General features: G+C 62.2%; 18 protein-coding genes. 13 read left to right on the forward strand and 5 right to left on the reverse strand.

The window, feature by feature from the left end:
* Window positions 1-468, reverse strand: a 468-nt coding sequence (locus KTN04_RS10390; protein WP_217335169.1) for a metal ABC transporter solute-binding protein, Zn/Mn family, incomplete at its 3' end; no start/stop codon positions are given.
* A gap of 73 nt (window positions 469-541) precedes the next feature.
* Here KTN04_RS10390 and KTN04_RS10395 point away from each other — a divergent pair.
* From KTN04_RS10395 to KTN04_RS10420, 6 genes are all read left to right on the forward strand, one after another.
* A complete protein-coding gene (locus KTN04_RS10395; RefSeq protein WP_217335170.1) occupies window positions 542-1030 on the forward strand; it encodes a Fur family transcriptional regulator in 489 nt (162 codons plus the stop codon).
* Window positions 1023-1811, forward strand: a complete 789-nt coding sequence (gene znuC / locus KTN04_RS10400; protein WP_217335171.1) for a zinc ABC transporter ATP-binding protein ZnuC — start codon at window positions 1023-1025, stop codon at window positions 1809-1811. The genes KTN04_RS10395 and znuC overlap by 8 nt, the downstream gene beginning before the upstream one ends.
* Complete coding sequence (znuB, locus tag KTN04_RS10405) at window positions 1804-2601, forward strand: zinc ABC transporter permease subunit ZnuB (protein WP_217335172.1); 798 nt, start codon at window positions 1804-1806, stop codon at window positions 2599-2601. Before znuC ends, znuB begins: the two co-directional genes overlap by 8 nt.
* Window positions 2602-2614: 13 nt before the next feature.
* Window positions 2615-3970, forward strand: coding sequence for an MATE family efflux transporter (locus KTN04_RS10410; protein WP_217335173.1), 1356 nt, complete (start codon window positions 2615-2617; stop codon window positions 3968-3970).
* A 63-nt stretch (window positions 3971-4033) separates the two neighbouring features.
* Window positions 4034-5143, forward strand: coding sequence for a PQQ-dependent sugar dehydrogenase (locus tag KTN04_RS10415; protein ID WP_217335174.1), 1110 nt, complete (start codon window positions 4034-4036; stop codon window positions 5141-5143).
* 117 nt (window positions 5144-5260) lie between these two features.
* Entirely contained in the window at window positions 5261-6319 is a 1059-nt protein-coding gene (locus KTN04_RS10420) for an LbtU family siderophore porin (RefSeq protein ID WP_217335175.1), read from the forward strand.
* 36 nt (window positions 6320-6355) lie between these two features.
* Here the strand turns inward: KTN04_RS10420 and KTN04_RS10425 are convergent, their stop codons facing one another.
* From KTN04_RS10425 to prlC, 3 genes are read right to left on the reverse strand one after another with little or no spacing between them, the layout of a single operon-like run.
* Complete coding sequence (locus KTN04_RS10425; protein ID WP_254262498.1) at window positions 6356-6919, reverse strand: DNA-3-methyladenine glycosylase I; 564 nt, start codon at window positions 6917-6919, stop codon at window positions 6356-6358.
* Window positions 6920-6960: 41 nt separating this feature from the next.
* Window positions 6961-7236 (reverse strand): YheV family putative zinc ribbon protein, encoded by a 276-nt coding sequence (locus KTN04_RS10430; RefSeq protein WP_217335177.1) that lies wholly within the window; start codon window positions 7234-7236, stop codon window positions 6961-6963.
* Between the two features lie 11 nt (window positions 7237-7247).
* Window positions 7248-9278, reverse strand: a complete 2031-nt coding sequence (gene prlC / locus KTN04_RS10435; protein WP_217335178.1) for an oligopeptidase A — start codon at window positions 9276-9278, stop codon at window positions 7248-7250.
* 125 nt (window positions 9279-9403) lie between these two features.
* On the opposite strand from prlC, the gene KTN04_RS10440 reads away from it, so the two are divergent.
* The 7 genes from KTN04_RS10440 (at window position 9404) to KTN04_RS10470 (ending at window position 18707) form a co-directional block, all read left to right on the forward strand.
* Entirely contained in the window at window positions 9404-9943 is a 540-nt protein-coding gene (locus tag KTN04_RS10440; RefSeq protein WP_217335179.1) for a gamma carbonic anhydrase family protein, read from the forward strand.
* 151 nt (window positions 9944-10094) lie between these two features.
* Window positions 10095-11408, forward strand: a complete 1314-nt coding sequence (locus tag KTN04_RS10445) for an imelysin family protein (RefSeq protein ID WP_217335180.1) — start codon at window positions 10095-10097, stop codon at window positions 11406-11408.
* 8 nt (window positions 11409-11416) lie between these two features.
* Window positions 11417-12844, forward strand: coding sequence for a di-heme oxidoreductase family protein (locus KTN04_RS10450; protein WP_217335181.1), 1428 nt, complete (start codon window positions 11417-11419; stop codon window positions 12842-12844).
* Entirely contained in the window at window positions 12844-13920 is a 1077-nt protein-coding gene (locus KTN04_RS10455) for an imelysin family protein (RefSeq protein WP_217335182.1), read from the forward strand. Before KTN04_RS10450 ends, KTN04_RS10455 begins: the two co-directional genes overlap by 1 nt.
* Window positions 13910-15010 carry a DUF1513 domain-containing protein gene (locus KTN04_RS10460; RefSeq protein WP_217335183.1) on the forward strand — a complete coding sequence of 367 codons (1101 nt, stop codon included), beginning with the start codon at window positions 13910-13912 and terminating at the stop codon, window positions 15008-15010. Before KTN04_RS10455 ends, KTN04_RS10460 begins: the two co-directional genes overlap by 11 nt.
* A 21-nt stretch (window positions 15011-15031) precedes the next feature.
* The gene (locus KTN04_RS10465; protein WP_254262499.1) at window positions 15032-16144 is read left to right on the forward strand and encodes a cytochrome-c peroxidase; all 1113 of its coding nucleotides are present in this window, start codon (window positions 15032-15034) and stop codon (window positions 16142-16144) included.
* Between the two features lie 169 nt (window positions 16145-16313).
* Complete coding sequence (locus KTN04_RS10470) at window positions 16314-18707, forward strand: TonB-dependent receptor plug domain-containing protein (protein WP_217335184.1); 2394 nt, start codon at window positions 16314-16316, stop codon at window positions 18705-18707.
* Window positions 18708-18776: 69 nt separating this feature from the next.
* On the opposite strand, the gene KTN04_RS10475 is transcribed toward KTN04_RS10470, so the two are convergent.
* Window positions 18777-21149: a Lon protease family protein gene (locus KTN04_RS10475; RefSeq protein WP_217335185.1), complete on the reverse strand. Its 2373-nt coding sequence runs from the start codon at window positions 21147-21149 to the stop codon at window positions 18777-18779.
* Between the last annotated feature and the right edge of the window lie 113 nt (window positions 21150-21262).

A 21262-nucleotide genomic window follows, 5' to 3' on the forward strand; every position in this document is an offset into this window, starting at 1 on the left:
TGCATGGTCTGCATGGTCTGCATGGTCTGCATGGTCTGCATGGTCTGCATGGTCTGCATGGTCTGCATGGTCTGCATGGTCTGCATGGTCTGCATCATGCTCGGCTTCCAGCTCGTCATGGGCAACCCCGTGTGCATGCGGCGTGCTGTCCGGCAGAAGGGTTACAATATGCGCATCGGTGCGGGACAATGGTTTCTGCAGAAACTGCTCCAGCCCCGGACCGACCCAGATAACCACGTCGGCCGCCGTCAGCTTGCGCATGTCGGACGGCTTGAGTGCATAGTGGTGCGGGGTGCCTTCGGCCGGCAGCAACAACTCGGGTTCGGTCACTCCCGCGGTCAGGGCCGATGCGATCAATTGCAGCGGCTTGATGCTGGTGACCACCTCGGCTGCCTGAGTAACCGCAGGCATCCCCAGCAAAGCCGTCAATGACAGGCAGGACAGGGCAGGGCGCAGAAGGGCTTTCATGAGCAAGTCTCTCTTCAAAACGAATATGTAAGTTATACTATAACAAAACACCACCTGAACACACTGGAACATTATGGATAATCTGGCTTTCGAGTCCGGTCACAACCATCAGCACTGTATCGATCAGGCCTTGCAGCTGGCACGTCAGCTGTGCCGTGCCCGGCAACAGCGACTGACTCCCGTACGCGAACTGGTGCTGCAGCTGATCTGGCAGAGCCACAAGCCGATCGGCGCCTATGAGCTGCTGCCGGCGCTGGCCGAAGCCGGTTTCAATTCGGCACCGCCAACGGTCTACCGGGCACTGGAGTTTCTGCAGGAGCAGGGGCTGGTACACCGTATTGCGTCACTGAATGCCTTTGTCGGCTGCCCGCACCCCGAGGAGCAGCATCAGGGCTGCTTCCTGATTTGCCGCCAGTGTCATTCTACCTCCGAACTGGACTCCGCACCGGTACACGCCACGCTCATGCAAAGTGCCCAGACAGTAGGCTTTGCCATCGAGCAGGAAACGGTGGAGGTCACAGGCCTGTGCCCCAACTGCCGGGGAGACGCCTTGAATGCCTGAGCACAATCCCGATCTGGTACGACTGGAAGGGGTCAGTGTGCGCTTCAACAAACAGAGCGCCCTGAGCACCATCAACCTGCATCTGCATGACAACTGCATCACCACGCTGATCGGCCCCAACGGTGCCGGCAAGACCACACTGGTCCGCGTGGTACTGGGGCTGATCAAACCGTCTACCGGCAAGGTATGGCGTCAGCCCGGCCTGCGCATTGGGTATATGCCACAGAAGCTGCATATCGATCGCACCCTGCCATTGTCGGTGGAACGTTTTCTCAACACACCGAAGAAAGTCGACAAGACCTTGATGTTGCAGGCGTTGGAAGATGTAGGTGCGGCGCATCTGTTGAAACATTCCATCCACAATCTATCCGGTGGCGAGACCCAGCGAGTCCTTTTGGCACGGGCGCTGCTGCGTAATCCTCAGCTGCTGGTACTGGACGAGCCGGTGCAGGGCGTGGACCTGAATGGCCAGCTGGAGCTGTATCAACTGATCGCGGATATCCGCAAGCAACGCCGCTGCGGGGTACTGATGATCTCCCATGACCTGCATCTGGTGATGGCCTCCACCGATCACGTCATCTGCCTGAACCAGCATATCTGCTGCTCGGGCAACCCAGAGCATGTCAGCAACGATCCCTCGTTCATCGAGCTGTTTGGCCCGGCCCAGGCCAGCACCCTGGCGCTGTACAATCACCATCACGGACATCGACACGATGCCCACGGCGATATCATCGTCGATCACCCGCAACCTGACGAATGCAACGGACATCACTGTGGCTGAGTTTCTGATTCTGGCCCTGGCCGGTGGCCTGGGCATCGCCGCGCTGGCCGGACCCCTCGGGGCCTTTGTGGTTTGGCGCCGCATGGCCTATTTCGGCGATACACTGGCGCACTCGGCGCTGATGGGCATCGCCCTGGGCTTTCTGTTCGACATCAATCTGAACCTGGCCGTGGTGGCCTGTTGCGTACTGCTGGCGGTGCTGCTGGTCTCGCTGCAGCGCCAGCACCTGGTAGCCACGGATACGCTGCTGGGCATCATGGCACACAGCGCCCTGTCGCTGGGGCTGGTGGCCGTGGCACTGCTGGATAACGTGCGCATCGACCTGCTGGAATACCTGTTCGGCGACCTGCTGGCGATTGCACCGAGCGATCTGTACTGGATCTACGGCGGCGGTGCACTGGTATTGCTGTTGCTCTGGCGGCTGTGGAACCCGCTACTGGCGATCACCATCAACGAGGAGCTGGCACAGGTGGAAGGAGTGCCGGTGGCCCGAACCCGCCTGGCGCTGATGCTGCTGATCGCAGTGGTGATTGCAGTGGCCATGAAGCTGGTCGGTATCCTGCTGATCACCTCGCTGCTGATCATTCCGGCCGCCGCCGCCCGCCGACTGGCCAGCACCCCTGAACAGATGGCGGTCTTCGCCTCGCTGCTGGGCATGCTGGCGGTGGTAGGCGGCATCAGTGCCTCCTGGTTCTGGAACACCCCGGCGGGGCCCTCGGTGGTCGTGACCGCGCTGGTCGAGTTCCTGCTGCTGTACAGCCTGCCGGTACGAGCGCTGCAAACCCGATGACCCCTTCAGCAATATGACCTCCAAGACCCATTGGCCGGACAGGGCCACCCATAGCCGCGTTTGGGCACTGGCCTGGCCGATGATGCTGTCCAACATCACCGTGCCGCTGCTGGGCCTGATCGATACCGCCGTCATCGGCCATCTGCCCGAGCCCCACCATCTGGGGGCGGTGGCCGTGGGCAGCATGATCTTCTCCATTCTGTACTGGGCCTTCGGATTTTTGCGCATGGGCACCACCGGCATGGTATCCCAGGCCAGCGGCCGCGATGACGGCGAACGCATCCGCACCTTGCTGGGCCAGTCGCTGATCCTGGGTGCCGGCATCGGCCTGCTGATCCTGCTGCTGCGCACGCCGCTGACCGGCCTGGCGCTGCAGTGGATGGACCCGGAACCGGCGGTGCTGGCCTCGGCCGCCGAGTACACTGCCATTCGTGCCTTCGGCGCCCCGGCGGTGCTGTGCAACTTTGCCCTGCTGGGCTGGTTCGTAGGCAACCAGAACACCCGCATCGCGTTGATTTTGCTTACCAGCACCAACCTGCTCAACATGCTGCTCGACCTGTTGTTCGTGTTCGGCTTCGGCATGGCCGCCGATGGCGTAGCCCTGGCCACGGTCTGCGCGGAGTATTTCAGCCTGGCGCTGGGACTCTGGTTCTGTCGTCGCATGCTGGGGCGCATCCCCGGTCACTGGGCCTGGCAGCAACTGCGTCGGTTCAGCGATTATCGCGAACTGATCAGCGTCAATCGCTACCTGTTCGTGCGCACCCTGTTGCTGCTGATGACCTTTGCCTTCTTCACCAGTCAGGGGGCCCAGCAGGGCACCAGCATCCTCTCGGCCAACGCCGTGCTGCTCAACTTTCTGCTGCTGATCTCCAACGCCCTGGATGGCTTTGCCCACGCCACCGAAGCACTGACCGGCAAGGCACTGGGACAGAAACGCCGTGACGGCTTCTATCGCATCCTCATCTGCGCCACCCAGTGGTCGTTGGTGAGTGCCGTGCTGTTGACACTGGTGTTCTGGCTCGGCGGCCAGCCGATCATCCATCTGCTCACCGATATTCCTGAGGTGCGCGCGGAGGCGGTGCGTTACCTGCCCTGGATCATCCTGCTGCCGCTGGTGGGCACCTGGAGCTTCCTGCTCGACGGCATTTTCATCGGCACCACGCGGGTGAAGGCGATGCAGAACACCATGCTGGTCTCGGTGCTGCTGGTGTTTGCCCCGGTGTGGTGGCTGGCCCAGCCGCTGGGCAACCACGGTCTTTGGCTGGCGTTCCTGTCGCTGTTCGCCGCCCGCGGCATCACCGGTGCCTGGGTGTTCTGGTGTCTGGACCGACGTGACGCCTGGTTCAGTACCGAAGACAAGGTGGCGTAATCGACCCCGGACAGCCAGACTCTTTTTGAGCGTGAAGGATTGAGCCTGAAGGGAGATAAACGCATGCGCACACCTTTGCTGACCGCCGCCCTGAGCAGCCTTGCATTCAGCAGCAGCGTCCAGGCCCTGCCACTGGAGCAGCTGCAGCTGCCGCCGGGCTATCGAATCGAGATCGCCGCCGAGGTGCCCAACGCCCGGCAGATGGCGCTGAGCCCGGCGGGCATTCTCTATGTGGGCACCCGCCGCGATGGCCGGGTATTTGCGCTACAAGACCAAGATGGTGACCAGCGCTACGAAACCCGCCACACACTGCTGTCGGGCCGGCGCCTGCCCAACGGGGTGACCTGGTCAGACGGCGATCTGTACCTGGCCGAATTGACTCGTCTGGTCCGCCTGAACGGTATCGACACCCGGCTGGACAATCCGCCAGAACCGGAGGTGCTGCTCGACAACCTGCCCGACATTACCCATCACGGCTGGAAATACCTCAAGCGGGGGCCGGACGGCGCCTTCTACTTCACCCTCGGCGCGCCCTGCAACGTATGCCTGGAAACCGATCCCCGTTTCGCCAGCATCATGCGTTTCGATCCCGCCAGCGGCAACGCGGCCCCCTGGGCCCGGGGCGTGCGTAATTCGGTGGGCTTTGCCTGGCATCCTGAGGATAACAGCCTCTGGTTTACCGATAACGGCCGCGATCATCTGGGCGACGACCAGCCCGATGACGAACTCAATCGCGCCGGGCAGGGCGGCCTGCACTTCGGCTTTCCTTTCGTCCATGGCGATGGCTTGGCCGACCCGCGTTTCGGCGCAGGCGCACGAGCCCTCGACAGCCAGGCCCCGGTGGCCCTGCTCGGCGCCCATGTGGCCGCCCTGGGCATCAGTTTCTATACCGGTGAACAGTTTCCCGACACCCCAAATACCAGCCTGTTCATGGCCCAGCACGGTTCCTGGAACCGCTCCAGCAAGGTGGGCTACCGGGTCATGCGAGTCGATACCTCGGGGGAGAAGATCACCGCCGTCACCCCGTTCATCACCGGCTGGCTACAGGGCGAAACCGCCTGGGGCCGCCCGGTGGACGTGCTGGTGGAGCCCGACGGCGATCTGCTGATCTCCGATGACAAGGCCGATGTAATCTATCGGGTCTGGTATCAGCCTCTGAACCCCAAGCAGTAACCGGAACCGTGTAGCGACTTGCCACCCGAGCAGGGTTGCGCCAAGGAAAAACATCATAATAAAATTGATAACGATTCGTATTAAAATTAAATTCAATTTTATTTCGCTGGAACGCCAATGAAGCCATCCTTGTTAACCCTCGCCTGTGCCGTCGCACTCATGGCTCCGCTGTCCGTACACGCTGCCGACACCTCCGTTAGCGCCGAAATCGAAGCACTGAAACAACGCATCGCCGAGCTGGAAGCCCGTCAGGCTGCCCAACCGACAGCCGCACCGGCGGACGCCGGCAACCACTGGACCGACCGTGTCAGCCTCGGCGGCAAGGCTGAATTCCTCGCCACCCACAGTGAACTGGATGAAGGCAGCACCAATGATCTGGATGTGGATACCGTGGAGCTGGTGGTGGATGCACAGGTCAATGAATTCATTACGCTGTCCACCACACTGAAGTACGAAGACGAAGGTGCAGACGAAGAGTTCTTCGTCGATGAAGCGATCGCCGTGATCGCCAAAGAGGGCAGCCCGCTGTCCCTGACCGTCGGCAAGACCGGCATTCCCTTCGGCGTGATCGAAAGCGCCACCTGGACCGACCCGCTGACCGACGACCTGAGCGACAACACCGACGACCTGGCCATGCTGAGCTACGCTCAGGGCGGTTTCAGCTCCGATCTGTACATCTTCAAGGGTGATCAGGACAACGACGACCACGTCAACAATGCCGGCCTAAACCTGGGCTACGCCTTCGGCAATGGCCTGTCGGTCGGTGCCGGCTACCTGAACAATCTCGGCAACACCGAACTCTTCCTTGATGCCGGCGTTGATGAAAAGCAGTCCGCCTGGCGCATCAATGCCGCGCTGGAGCTGGGTGAGCTGGGCGTTTCAGCCGAGTGGATCCAGGCCGACGACTTTGCGGCCCTAGGTGGCGCCAAGCCGAGCGTCTGGCATCTGGGCACACATTATAATACGGCGGTCTTCGGTGCGCCGGGCACTCTGGCGCTGGGCTACAGCGAATCGGATGAGGCGGCAGGACTGGATTTGGCCGAGCAGCGTTTGGCGGCCAGCGTCAGCCGCGAGCTGGGCGCCCATGCCGAGCTGATCGCCGAATACGTGCGAGAGGAGGGCTACGCCGATGAGGACAGCGATACGCTGAATCTGGTACTGGCCACTTACTTCTGATCATACGACTCGGTCACGCCTGCATGGCCGAGCCCCTTACAGATCGGCCGCTTGCCCCAGCTCCCGACAGGCCTGATGGCGTGGACAGTGGCGCAGGTGGTCATTCACCAGGCCGACCGCCTGCATGTAGGCATAGGCGATGGTCGGGCCAAAGAAACGCATCCCTTCACGCTTGAGATCTTTCGCCAGCTGCTGTGACAGGGCGGTCTGAGCCGGAATCTGCTCCATCCGTTCGAAACCGGACTGGATAGGGCAACCCTCCACATAGCGCCACAGAAAACGGGCAAAGCAGCCGTGGCGCGCCTGCAATTCAAGAAACACCCGGGCATTGTTGATCGACGCCTCGATCTTGGCCCGATTGCGAATGATGCCGGGATCGGCCAGCATCTTTTCGATCTCGGCCTCACCGAACACCGCCACCTGCTCGGGATCGAAATCCCGATAGTGGCGGCGATAGCCGTCGCGCTTTTCCAGCACCGTGCGCCAGCTCAAGCCCGCCTGCGCCGACTCCAGCACCAGAAACTCGAACAGCACCCGATCATCGGTCCGGGGCACGCCCCACTCCTGATCGTGATAGGCCTGCTCAAGAGGGCTGTGCATCGCCCAGCCACAGGGCCGGGACAATGCAGAAGAGGCGGTCATCAGTGGTCGCGGCGGAACGCGCCGGGGTCCATGATCCTGATCGGCTGCGGACTGTCATCCGCCACTGCAGCCGGCGCCTTGTCAGAGCGCTCGCCGCTGACGCGGGTTTCGATCTGCTGGGGATCGGGACGGCCATCCAGGCGCAAGGAGTCAGCAAAACCGCACTTGATGCACTCGCGGTGCTCGCGCTCCTCGTCGCGGTACATACGTACCGTATCCATCTCACCGCAGCGCGGACAGACCGCGCCGGCAATGAATCGCTTGTGTACACTCATGGTCAAACCTCTCAACGGATACCGGAATGGCGCAGCAGGGCGTCAACACTGGGCTCGCGGCCACGGAAGGCGACAAACAGATCCATGGGATCGCCGGAGCCGCCCTGTTCCAGAATTTCCTGACGGAAGGCCAGACCGGTATCGGTATTGAAAATGCCTTCCTCCTCAAAACGGGAGAAGGCATCGGCAGACAGCACCTCGGCCCACTTATAACTGTAGTAACCGGCCGCATAGCCACCGGCAAAGATATGGCTGAAACCGTGCTGGAAGCGATTCTCCTTTGGTGGGCGGATCACCGCTACCTGTTCACGTACGCCATCCAAGAGTGCCTGGATCTCGGTTGTGCCCGGCTGATACTCGTGGTGCAGGCGGAAATCGAACAGCGAGAACTCCAGCTGACGCATCATCATCATGCCGGACTGGAAGTGCTTGGCCGCCAGCATCTTGTCCAGCAGCGCCTGCGGCAGGGGCTCACCGGTCTCGTGATAGCCAGAAATCAACGCCAGCGCTTCCGGCTCCCAGCACCAGTTTTCCATGAACTGACTCGGCAGCTCCACCGCATCCCAGGCCACACCGTTGATGCCGCTGATATCGGCCTCTTCCATCTGCGTCAGCATGTGATGCAGGCCGTGGCCGAATTCGTGGAACAGGGTGGTCACTTCATCGTGGGTCAGCAGCGCCGACTCGCCCGGCAGGGGCGGGGTGAAGTTGCACACCAAGTAGGCCACCGGCAGCTGCAGCTCGGCGTCGCTCAGACGGCGACGCACCCGGCAGTCGTCCATCCAGGCCCCGCCACGCTTGCCGCTGCGGGCAAAGGGGTCGAGGTAGCAATAGGCAAAAGGCTCGCCGTTGCGCTTGAGCGCGAACAGCCGTGCATCCCCGTGCCAGCTGTCAAAATCCTGCTGCTCTTCCACCTCCAGGTCAAACAGGCGACCGGCGATGGTGAACATGCCGTCCAGCACCTTCGGCAGCGGGAAGTAGGGGCGCAGCTCCTGCTGCGAGATATCGAACTTGGCCTGCTTCAGCTTCTCGCCGTAGTAGGTCAGATCCCAGGCATTGAGCTGTTCGATGCCATCACGCTCACGGGCAAAGGCCTGCAGCTCGGCCAGCTCCTGCTCGGCGATCGGTCGGGTTTCCGTGGCCAGATCCTCGAGGAAGCTGACCACCTGCTGCGGCGACTGGGCCATCTTGGTGGCCAGGGAGTAATCGGCATAGGTGTCGAAGCCCAGCAGCTGTGCCAGCTCATGACGCAGCGCCAGAATCTCGTTCATCACCGTGGAATTGTCCCATTCACCGGCCTTGGGGCCCTGATCGGAGGCGCGGGTGCTGAAGGCGCGGTACAGCTCCTCGCGCAGCTGACGGTTATCGGCAAAGGCCATCACCGCATAGTAGGCCGGGAAGTCCAGGGTGATCACCCAACCCTCCAGCTCCTTGGCCCTGGCGGCTTCTTTGGCGGCGGCGACCGCGTGCTCCGGCAGACCGGAGAGCTCGGCCTCGTCGCTGATCTCTTTCCACCAGCCCTGAGTGGCATCAAGCACGTTCTCGGAGAATTTGGTGGTCAGCTCGGACAGGCGCTGCTGCAGCTCGGCATAGCGCTTCTGCTGAGCCTCCGGCAGAGCAATGCCGGACAGGCGGAAGTCGCGCAGGGCGTTATCCACCACCTTGCGCCGTGAAGGGCTGAGCTGCTGATATTCGGCGCTGTTGGCCAGCGACTCGAAGGCCTGGAACAGGCCCTGATGCTGGCCCAGTTCGGTCCAATACTCGGACAGTTTGGGCAGGCAGGCGTTGTACGCCTCGCGCCAGGCATCGGAGTTCATCACCGCGTTCAGATGGGAGACCGGCGACCAGGCCTGCGCCAGTTCGTCGTTGAGCTGCTCCAGCTCGGCCACCAGCGCCCAGCCACTGACCGAGGCATCGGCGGTCAGCGCGGCAATACGGGCGCGGTTGCGTGCCAGCAGCTCGTCGATGGCGGGCTCGGCATGTTCCGGCAGGATGCGGCTGAACGGGGGCAGCAGATGGCGTTCGAGCAGGGGGTTGGACATGGGGTCTCTCCAATCGGGATCGGCATTATGGATCGCCTTCGGCCTCGGCAGGGCGAGGTCAAAGCCTTATTGAGTATACAATGGGGCCCAGCCAAGGTGATTTCAATCAGATTCAGGAGAGCCGCATGAACGTAAGACCCTATCAGGGCATGACCCCGCAACTGGCCGACAGCGTATTCGTGGATCCCAGCGCCGTGGTACTGGGCGATGTGGAGATCGGCGAGCACAGCTCGGTCTGGCCGATGACGGTGATCCGCGGCGACATGCACCGCATCCGCATTGGCCGCTACTCCAGCATTCAGGACGGCTCCGTACTGCATATCACCCATGCCGGTCCCTTCAACCCGGACGGTTTCCCGCTGATCATCGGCGACCATGTCACCGTAGGCCATCAGGCGATGCTGCACGGCTGCACGCTGGGCAGTCGCATTCTGGTCGGCATGGGCGCCATGATCATGGATGGCGCCGTGGTCGAGGACGAAGTGATTGTCGGCGCCGGTAGCCTGGTACCGCCGGGGAAAACGTTGAAAAGCGGCTATCTCTATGTGGGCCGCCCGGCCAAGCCGCAGCGCGAGTTGACCGAGAAAGAGAAGGAATTTTTCACCTACACGGCCGAAAACTACGCCCGACTGGCCAGCAAGCACGCCGCCGAAGACTGGGCCTGACCCGTCTCGGCCTCTCTCAGACAGGCCGCACCATTGCATGTTACAACCGACCTCCGAGGTCGGTTTTTTGGCGCGATCACACGAACATTATTGATAACGATTTGCATTTAGTTTAGTGTAGACAACAACCTAACTCAGCACGGGAGCTGTCATGTCTCTTAAACGTCTTCTGCTGCCTGCCGCGGTTGCGGCAGCGGTCATGTCTCCGTTCACTCCGGTCAGCATCAGCCAGGCGGTTGCCGCACCTGAGGCCGTCAAGGCCCAGGTCGAGAGCGTGAACCGCCACTACGCCGACATCGCCGAAGCCGTTTTTGCCGACTCCCTGGCAGCTGCCAAGCAGCTGCAGGCCGCCATCGACACCCTGATTGCCAACCCCACGGATGCCAATCTGAACGCCGCCCGCGAGGCCTGGAAAGCCGCACGCGTGCCTTATCAGCAGTCCGAAGTGTTCCGTTTCGGCAATGCCATCGTTGATGACTGGGAAGGCAAGGTCAACGCCTGGCCGCTGGATGAAGGCCTGATCGATTATGTTGATGCCAACCGCTACGGCAGCGAATCCGATATCAACGCCTGGTACAGCGCCAACATTATCGCCAACCCGGCCTTGAACATCGGGGGCCAGCAGGTGGATGCCGCCACCATCGACAAAACCTTGCTGGCGGAAACTCTGCACGAGATCGACGGTGTCGAAGCCAACGTGGCCACCGGCTACCACGCTATCGAGTTCTTGCTCTGGGGCCAGGACCTGCACGGTACCAAGCCCGGCGCGGGCGAACGTCCGGCGACCGATTTCGATACCGACAACTGCACCGGCGGCAATTGCGACCGTCGTGCCGCCTACCTGAAAGCCGCCACCGACCTGCTGGTCGATGATCTGGCCGAAATGGCCGCCCACTGGCAAGAGGGCGGTGATGCGCGCCAGCAGCTGGCGGCCAAGGGTGATCTGGGTGGTCTGGCCACGATTACCACCGGCATGGGCAGCCTGTCCTATGGCGAGCTGGGCGGCGAGCGCACCAAGCTGGGCCTGATGCTGCATGACCCGGAAGAGGAGCACGACTGCTTCTCCGACAACACCCACTGGTCGCACTACTATGATGCCCTGGGTATCCGTAACGCCTACCTGGGCGAGTACAGCCGCATCGACGGCAGCACCCTCAAGGGCGCTTCCCTGTCGGCGCTGACCCGGGCGGCAAATCCCACGCTGGATCAGAAGATGCGTGACCACCTGGATGCCACTCAGGCGGCGGCCCAGGTGATGGTGGATGCCGCTGCCCAGGGTGAAACCTTCGATGTATTGATCGCTGCCGGCAACACCGAAGGCAACGCCAAGGTACAGGCCTTTGTCGATGCCCTGACCGCTCAGACCCAGGTGCTCGAAGAAGTGATGACAACGCTGGGGATTGCGGATGTTGAGCTGGAAGGCTCCGATAGCCTGGATAACCCGTCAGCCGTGCTGGGTGGCTGATCAGCACCATGCACCACGCATTGTACGGCTGTCGGCGCCCTGGCCTGGGCTGGCTGATACTGTTGCTCGGTATCAGCCAGAGCCTGCCGATGGCCAGGGCTGACACGGACCGGGCCTCGCCCGGTCCGTCCGTTTCCGCCGCCGAGCGCAAGGCCTTCATGCGCGCCGAGCCCGATATGCCGTTCGAGCAGCGTATGACCTTTGTGCTGGGGCGCGCCATTTTCGAAAAGCTCTGGGTCTCCTCGCCCTCGTCCACCACCGCCAGCGATGGGCTGGGGCCGCTGTACAACGCCCGCGCCTGCTCTCGGTGCCATATCAATAATGGCCGCGGCCTGCCGCCGGACGAGCAGGGCAGTGCCAACCGCAACGGCATCCTGGTCCGGCTGGGCATTCCCGGCAAGGGCCATCAGACACCCTTGGGTGTCACGCCCGAGCCGACCTACGGCACCCAGCTGCAAACCTTTGCCGTGCCCGGCCTCAAGGCCGAAGGCAGCATCCGGCTGGAATACACATATCGCCTGGTTGAACTGGCCGGCGGTGAGTCAGTGGAACTGCGCCAACCGATCTATACCATCACCGATCCGGGCTACGGTCCCCTGCATCCGCAGACGCGACTCTCCCCTCGACTGGCCCCGGCGATGATCGGCCTGGGCTTGCTGGAGCTGATTCCGGCTGCCGATATTCTCGCCCGGGAAGACCCGGATGATGCCGACGACGACGGCATTTCGGGGCGGGCCAACCGGGTCTTTCATCCGGATCATGACCGACCACAGTTGGGACGTTTTGGCTGGAAAGCCGGACAGCCCGATTTGCGGCTGCAGAATGCCGGCGCTTTGAATACCGACATCGGTATTTCCAATCCCGACTACCCGGCGCCCGCCGGTGACTGCACCGTGGCACAGCTCGACTGTCGGCAGGCCCCCAATGGCAATACTGAAGCTCAGGGCGGGCACGAAGCCTCAGCCGAGATGATGGCAGTATTGCTGTTCTACACTCAACATCTGGCGGTACCACCGCAGCGCCGCGCCGAACACCCCGAAGTGCAAGCCGGTGCGCAGCTGTTTACCGAGCTGGGCTGCAGCCGGTGTCATACACCCACGCAACAAACCGGGCAGGCACCGGATCGACCGGCGCTGAGCAACCGGACGATCCACCCCTATACCGATCTGCTGCTGCACGACATGGGGGCTGCACTGGCCGATCATCGACCCGAATTTGCCGCCAATGGCCGCGAATGGCGCACGCCACCCCTCTGGGGTCTGGGCCTGCACCGTACGGTCAGTGGCGAGCGCGCCCTGCTGCACGACGGCCGGGCCCGTACCCTCGCCGAGGCGATCCTCTGGCATGGCGGGGAAGCCGCCGATAGCCGCGAATACTTCCGCCAATTACCATCGCAACAACGCGATCAACTGATCGCTTTTCTGGAGTCACTGTGATGCACACACCTGCCAAACGCATCTGGCCACTCTGGCTGGCCACCACCGGCCTGGTACTGGCCGCCGGTCTGGCCCACGCCGACACCTCAATTCCAGACTGGCCCCGCTTCAATCAGCAGGCCGTTCAGCAGCATGTGCTGCCCCGCTACGCCGCTCTGGAACACTCCACGGCAACCCTGGAGCGCACCACCAGCGCCTTCTGCACCACCCCTTCCGCCGCCGCGCTGGAGCAGGCCCGTGCCGACTGGCATAACGCCATGCAGGCCTGGCAAGGCATTCAGCATGTGCAGTTCGGCCCGGTGCAGTTTTTGATGCGCAACTTCGGCCTGGAGTTCTGGCCCGATCGCAAGAACATCGGTGCGCGTCAGCTGCGTCAGGCACTGGCATCCGACCAGCCCTATGATGCCAAGTTCTTCCGCCAGGCCAGCGTCTCCATTCAGGGCTTCCCGGCACTGGAGCGACTGCTGTTCGCCGACAACGCACTCGAACAGTTGCAACAGGGCCGCAAGTGCGAGCTGAGTCAGGCCATCAGCGGCCATGTTGCCGCGGTCAGCCGTGCCATCCACCAGGAATGGCAGACACAGGCCGAGGCGGATTTCACCGCGTCACAGGAGGATGAGGTCGCCGCCGAGCTGGCCGTAGAACTCATGGCTTCGCTGGTGGAGCCGATCGAAGCGATCCGCGACAGTAAATTGCTCAAGCCCATGGGCAAGAGCGCCGAAGCCGCACGCTATAAACGGCTGGAAAGCCACCGCAGCAGCAGCTCGCTGGCCAATATCCGCAGCAATCTGGCCGCGCTCCAAGAGCTGTATCAGGGCAACCAGCCCAGTGTCGACAGCCTGCTCAGAGAGGCCGGTGCCGCAGCTCTGGCCGATGAGATCAGTGCCACCTTCAACCAGCTTCAGCAGCAGTTGAAGCAGGTGTCGACGCCGTTGAAAATCGCCATCACCCAGCCGGAGCAGCATGCTCGCCTGACCGAGGTGACCGCCCAACTCAAGCAGCTGAGCGAACAGCTGGACAACGCCATGGACGTACTGGGCATCCAACTGGGGTTCAACAGCCGTGATGGAGACTAATCGCCGCCGCTTTCTGGGCCTGATGGCCGCGAGCCTGCTGCTGCCGGCCAGCCGTGTGCTAGCGCACCATCACACCGGCGGGCTGCTGGTCAGTGCCGCCAGCGATCGCCGCCAGCACTGGCTGCTGGTCACCGATGGCGAAGGACAGACACAGCTGCGCTACCCCTTGCCGGAACGTGCCCACCACGTGGAACTGCACCCGCACAAGCCCTGGGCCGCCGCCGTGGCTCGCCGCCCGGGACGCTACATCGAGGTGGTGGATTACCAAAACGGCCGGCAGGTCAAACGCATCGATGCCGGCGAGGGCTATCACTTCTATGGCCATGCCCTGTTCACCCCGGATGGTCGCTGGCTGGTCAGCACCGAAAACGATATGGCCAGCAACCAGGGGCAGGTAGTGGTCCGTGATGTAAGCAACCACTTCGCTCCGGTAAGCCGCATGCCAAGCTATGGTGTAGGCCCTCACGAACTGTTGTTGAATGGCTCCGAGGTCATTGTCGCCAATGGCGGCATCCTCACCCGCAACCGCGAAAAGCTCAACCTGGACAGCATGGAACCCTCTCTGGCTTATATCGACCTGGACTCCGGCAAGTTGCTGGAACAGGTCGGCATGAGCGCCGAAAACCACCAGCTCAGCATCCGTCACCTGGACCGCAACCCGGCCGGTACAGTGGCCATCGCCCTGCAATCCCAGGGCCCGGTCAGCGCCAACAAGCCGCTGGTGGCGCTGCACCGTCGCGGACAGCCACTGAAGCTGCTGCGTGCCCCCGAGCCGATTAACAACCAGATGGAGCAATATGCCGGCAGCGCCCGTATCGACCGCTCCGGCAGAATCGCTGCCATCTCGGCGCCCCGTGGCAACTTGATCACCTTCTGGGACCTTGAACAGGACCGCTTTATCAGCGCCATGCGCTGCCGTGACGGTTGCGGCCTCAGTGCCACCGAGGTGGCAGGGGAGTTTCTGGTCAGCTCCGGCATCGGCCATCTGTACCGCATGCGCCCCGAGGACAACCTGCGCGAGCGCCTGCCGCTGGACCCTATCGCCGCGCGCCTGGCCTGGGATAACCACCTGAGTATCAAAACCGCCTGAGCCAATGGACGCGTGATCGCTATGACCACATGGAAAGTCACCGGGCCGGGCGCACTCATGCTCGCCCTGATACTGAGCTGGCCGGATACCGGCAACGCCTTTGATGCCAACGCCTATCGCCAGCCTCCCGAGCACTGGCCGGCGGCGCACACACATCCTGAAGCAGGGGAGGTGCCCGAACTGGCACCGCTGCCCACACTGCCCCCGGTGGCCTGGCACACCCCGGCCACCGAGGCACTGGGTCAGCAACTGTTTTTTGATCCGCGCCTGTCCGGGTCGGGCCAGCATGCCTGCGCCAGCTGCCACGACCCGGATCTGGGCTGGGCCGATGGCCGCCGCTTTGCTTTCGGTCACGACCGCCAGAGCGGTACCCGCAACAGCATGAGCCTTCTCAATGCCGCCTGGTTCGAGCAGCTGTTCTGGGACGGCCGCGCCCGGGGCTTGCTGGGCCAGGCCCTGCAGCCAATCACCAACCCGGTAGAGATGAACGCCGAACTGGATGAGGTGCTGGCGCGGCTCAACCGCAGTCCGGGCTATCGTCGCGCTTTCGGCGAGGCCTTTGGTCCCGGCCCCATCGATGCCGACCGTCTGGCCAAGGCGCTGGCCGCTTTCGAGCGCCGCATCCTGTCACGGCCCAACCGGCTGGATCGCTTCATCGGCGGCCAGTATCAACTGCTGAATGACCAGGAGATTTTTGGCCTGCACCTGTACCGTACCAAGGCCGGTTGCCTGAACTGCCACAACGGCCCGCTGTACTCCGATGGTCGCTTTCATCATACCGGGCTGAGTTATTACGGGCGTCAATATGAAGACACTGGCCGTGAACAGGCTACCGGTCGGGCAGAGGACCGTGGCAAGTTCCGCACCCCCAGCCTGCGCGATTTTCAGTACACCGCCCCCTGGATGCATAACGGCTTTTTCCCCAGCCTGCGCGGTGTACTCAACATGTACAACGCCGGCATGATCGGCAACACCCGACTGCACCCGGAACTGCCGCCGTTATCCCCCCTGATTCAGCCGCTGCACCTGAGCCGCACTGAACTGGATGCACTGGAAGCCTTTTTGGCGACCCTCAATCGTCGACCTGTGGCGATACGACCGCCCGAACCGCTGATGAGCTCCACAACGCCCTGATCACAGCGACCCCAACCACACGCACGGATACGAACGCAACCCCGATAATGATAATGATTTGCGTAAGCAATTAGTTTATTATCCATTATCCTGCGGATGGCGATTCACCTGCATCTCGCCGATGCCCGGTCGTCTCTCAAGCTTTCACTGACGCACGCCAGGGGACTCTATGCGCTCTCATCATGCCTTATCGCCCATCATCATCATGCTCACCGGCTTATCGACAGCTGTCGTCCAGGCCGAAACAGCCGAGCACTGCCGCGACCCGCAACCGCAGACCTGCAGCCAGGAGCTGCCCAGTGTCACCATCACTGGGCATGAACTGGCGACCGGCGTTCAGGTCATTGACCAGGTGCTGATCGAGCAGCTGCCCACCGGCGAAGGCAATCTGGCCGACCTGTTGCGCATCAATCCGGCGGTGGACTTCTCCCGCAACGGGCGCGGCTCGGCCAATAGCGGAGTGATGCGCCCGGAGGAATTCTCCTTTCATGGCCAGGCGTATTATCAAAACCTGTTCATGATCGATGGCATCGGCGTCAACAACGACATCAACCCGGCGTCCGGCAGCAGCGACTACGGCACGCCCGGCCTGACCAAAACCGACGGCGGCAGCTCACCCCAGGGCTACTATCTGGATGTAGGCCTGCTGGAGCAGGTCGAGGTCTACGATGCCAACGTGCCGGCCAGTTTCGGCGGCTTCACCGGCGGCGTGGTGAGCGCCCGGATGAAACGCTATGACGGCAACGACTTCGTAGACTTGCGCTACGGTATTCAGCGCGATGAGTGGGAATCTTTTCATGTGGATGCCCGTGACCAGGACGACTTCGACAATGCCTCTGGCTTTAGCGCCGACTTCACCCCCATCTATCGCAAGGACAGCTACCACCTGTCAGCCCAGCAAGGGCTGAGCGATCGCAGCGGCGTGACCCTGGGCCTGAGCCGACGCACCTCATCCTTCCGCCAGACCGAACCGGATGGCGACAAGACCTATTTCAACGACCGCATCGATAATCTGCACACTCGACTGGATACGCGCTGGAACGACCGCCTGGAAACCGGTTTCAGCCTGCGCTATGCCGAGCGCCGCCATGACGGGATCACCTCACCGGTGTATGACGCTCCCTATGTGCAGGCTCACCGCGGCATCGGTCTGGGCACCAACCTCGAATACCACCTGACCGGCGGCCATACATTTACCCTGGACGCGGGGCTGGATCGACTGCAGGATGAGCTCGACTCCGGCAGCAACCATGCCTTCCAGGACGCCGCCGGTGGCGATTCTGGCGGTGGCTTCGGTGACAACGAGCGTAACCAGACCAGCCTCACCCTGGCACCCAGGCTGGCACTGGCAAGGCAACTCTGGGGCGCAACCGAACACCGCATCACGTTGGGTGGCGAGCTGCGCTATCAGGAGGCGCACTACAACCGCCCTCAGGATGTGACGATTGATCAAACCCTGGCCAACGGCATGCGCATCCACTCGACCTATGCCAAAGGTGAAATCGGGGTCGATTACTGGACCCGCTCGCTGTACCTGGATGACCGGATACGCTGGCGCAACCTCAATCTGCGCGCCGGTTTGCGAGCCGATTACAATGACTGGCTGGGCAATCTGGATATCGCCCCCCGCCTGAGCGCCGACTGGGACCTGTTCGGTGATGGCAGTACCCGTCTGCTGGCCGGTGCCAACCGCTATTACGGCCGCAGCTTCCTGCAATACGCCATCAACGATGCCCTCAGCGGCTTCTATACACGCAGGGTCTACCTGCCCAATGGCGCTGAGCTGCCACCCAAGCAGGGCGAAGACACCTCGGGGCCGCTTGATCTGGCTACGCCCTATTCGGATGAACTGATGCTGGGCTGGGTCCAGCAGGCCGGGCCGTTCAACAGCACACTGAAACTGGTGCAGCGCGACAGCCGCAACGGCATTCGCAAAACCAAAAGCGATGATCTTGAACTGTATTACAACAGCGGCCGCAGCGACACACTGAGCCTGACCTGGGAATTGGACCATGCCGAACACCCGCTGATGATCGGTAACAGCGCCACGGTCGCTCGCCTGGCGCTGGGCTGGAAAGACAGCACCAGCAACACCCAGGGCAACCATCACCTGGGCGAGTCCGACAGCTATGAAGACTTCATCAACCGCGAGCCAGTCTACTACCAGGGCAAACTGGTGGATCGCAGCGACTTGCCCGCCTGGGACTACAACATTCCGTTGAGTGTCAGCCTGAGCAGCGTCACTCAGCTGCCGGCCTGGAATCTGACCTGGTCCAATTTTATCAATCTGCGCCAGGGCGGCACTATCGCCCGTGACACGCGGAAGAACACCAGCGAGGGTTACGATGTGTATGAGGACTTCAGCCTGGAAGATCTGGTCACCGTCGATACCAAGGTGCAGTGGAAACCCAGAACCTGGGCCAACAGCCAAGGCTATGTAATGGTTGAGGTCAGCAACCTGTTTGACCAGGTGATCAACACCAATACCAGTGACCTGGACGCTTTCAGCGATCGCTACACACCGGGGCGCAAGGTCTGGCTGGAAGTGGGGATGCGCTTCTGACGCTGTCGGCGGGATACACCGTCTGGCGGGGCCTGCAGCCACAAGGCCCCGCCGGGGATTAGTGCGATATCAGGCCTTGGCCTTGGCCAGCTCGCGCAGGCGCTTGACCACCTGGGCGTTGATGCTGCGCTGGGTGAAGTGGCCATCGGTCTTGCGCACTCCGGCGCTGCGGCCCATCAGGATCTCCAGACACTCGTCCACCGTGGACACGGCATGCACGTGGAAGAGCCCATCCTCCACCGCCTGCACCACCTCGGCCTTGAGCATCAGGTGACGCACGTTGGCACGGGGAATCACACACCCCTGCCAGCCGGTCAGGCCGCGGGTCTTGCACAGGTGGAAAAAGCCCTCGATCTTCTCGTTGACACCACCGATCGCTTGCACCTCGCCATACTGGTTGATGGAGCCGGTAATGGCATACTGCTGACGAATGGGGATATGGGTGAGGGCGGAGATCAGGGTACAGATCTCCGCCAGCGAAGCGCTGTCGCCATCCACATAGCCGTAGGATTGCTCCATCGCCAGGCTGGCCGACAATGCCAGCGGAAAGTCACCCGCGTACTTGTGACCGAGGAAGCCGGACAGGATCAGCACCCCCTTGGAGTGGATCGGCTGCCCCAGCGTCACCTCGCGCTCGATATCGACGATGCCCTTGGTGCCCGGGTGGACCGTGGCGGTGATACGCGCCGGGCTGCCGAAGGAGACATCCCCTACCTGCAACACCGTCAGGCCGTTGGACTTGCCCACCGCCTCGCCATCGGTATCGATCAGCACCGTTTCGTTGAGGATGCTCTCCAGAATCTTCTGCGACAGCCGCCCGGTGCGTCGCTCCTTAGCCTCCAGCGCCAGCTCCACATGTTCGGCATTGATCTGGGTATCGCCCTGTTCACGGCGGCGGAAATCCGACTCGCAGAGCAGATCCACCAGTTCGCCCACATGGGCCGACAGCAGATCCTGATCCCCGGCCAGACGGGAGCTGTGCTCCACCAGCCGCGCCACCGCACGGCGGGTCAGCGGTGCCAGATTTTCTTCCGTGGCCAGGGTTTTCATCAGCCGCGCGTACTGACGAATGGAGTGGGGCGTGCGGTGTACGTCCTCGTCGAAGTCCACCACCACGCGGAACATCTTCTCGAAATCGTGATCCAGCTCCTGCAACAGATAGTAGGTATCGCGCTCACCGACCAGTACCACCTTGACCTTGAGGCTGGCCGGTTGCGGACTCAGGGTGATGGCGCTGATGCCGGCATACTCGCTGACCGGGTTCTCGATACGGATCTCGTGGGCCTTGAGTGCCCGCTTGAGCGCCCCATAGACGAAGGGCTGCTCCAGCAGCTTTTCCGCCTCCAGCACCAGGTAGCCACCGTTGGCTCTATGCAGGGCACCAGCACGGATCAGGGTGTAGTTGGTCACCATGGACCCCATTTCGCTGACGTACTCCACCCGACCAAAGAGATTCTCGTAGCTGGGGTGAGATTCGAACACCACCGGCGCACCCTTGGTCTTGTGATTATCCACCAGCAGGTTGAGGCCGTAGTTCTGCTCCAGATACTCGCGGCGCACCACGTCGCTCTTGCCTTCCAGGGCTCCCTCATCACCGAAAAGGTCACTGGCGTTGCGGATCAGGTCGATTTCCAGGTGCTTGAGATAATCGACGATGCCGCCGATATTGGCGTATTTATCGCGCAGCGGCTGAATCAGCGGTTCCACCGCCTGACGGGTGGTGTCTCGGTCCAACACTTTCATCCGCTCGGCCGCCTCACGGCGCCACACCGGCAGCCCGGTCAGGCTATCGTTGAGCATCTCTTCCAGTTCACTGATATGGGCCTGGATCGCCTCCCGCTCCGCTTCCGGCAGCTGGGAAAAGGCGGCCTCATCCATCGCCTGACCGTTGGCCACCGGGGTGAAGCCCACGGTAGCGCCATCACGGTAAACAGCAATGCTGTACTCACGCCCCTTGCGCTCCACTCGATCCAGCGCTTCGTCGTAGTGGCGGTTGAAGTCACGCTCGATCTGGCTTTTCAAGCGCTGATAGGCCGGGTTCTCGAAGGCGGCCGGCAGCTCGCCGAGCAGGGAGTCGAGCAGGTGGCGGATATCGCGCTGCAGATGCCCGGCCTTACCCGCCGGCAGTTCCAGAACCACCGGGTAGCGGTTGTCGCTGAGATTGTTAAGGTAGCACCAGTCACTGGGCTTGCTCTGCTTCTTGGCCGAGGTTTTCAGGCTTTCCATGGCAAAGGAGAAACGGCCGGTGTGCGGGTTGCCCATAACAAAGAGGTTATAGCCCGGGCGCTGCATGCCAATGCCGAAGGCCATGGCTTCGATGGCACGGTCCTGACCGAAGAAACCGGCAAAGGGTTCCAGAGACTCGGTGGTCTTGAAGGGCAGGAGTTCAGGGTCGCAGGTACGATAGAGCGCCGCAGGCGCCAGTGGCAGATGCTTGTCCATGCGCGTACTCCACTACAGAGGGGGTGTTTCTCTGTTATACCGCCTCGCATTTATCCGATGCAAGGCAGCCGGAGTAAAGAACATGTAAAAAGACGTTCATATTCAGGGGGCTA

It is taken from the genome of Marinobacterium weihaiense (genome assembly GCF_019061305.1).
GTDB classification, from domain to species: domain Bacteria; phylum Pseudomonadota; class Gammaproteobacteria; order Pseudomonadales; family Balneatricaceae; genus Marinobacterium; species Marinobacterium weihaiense.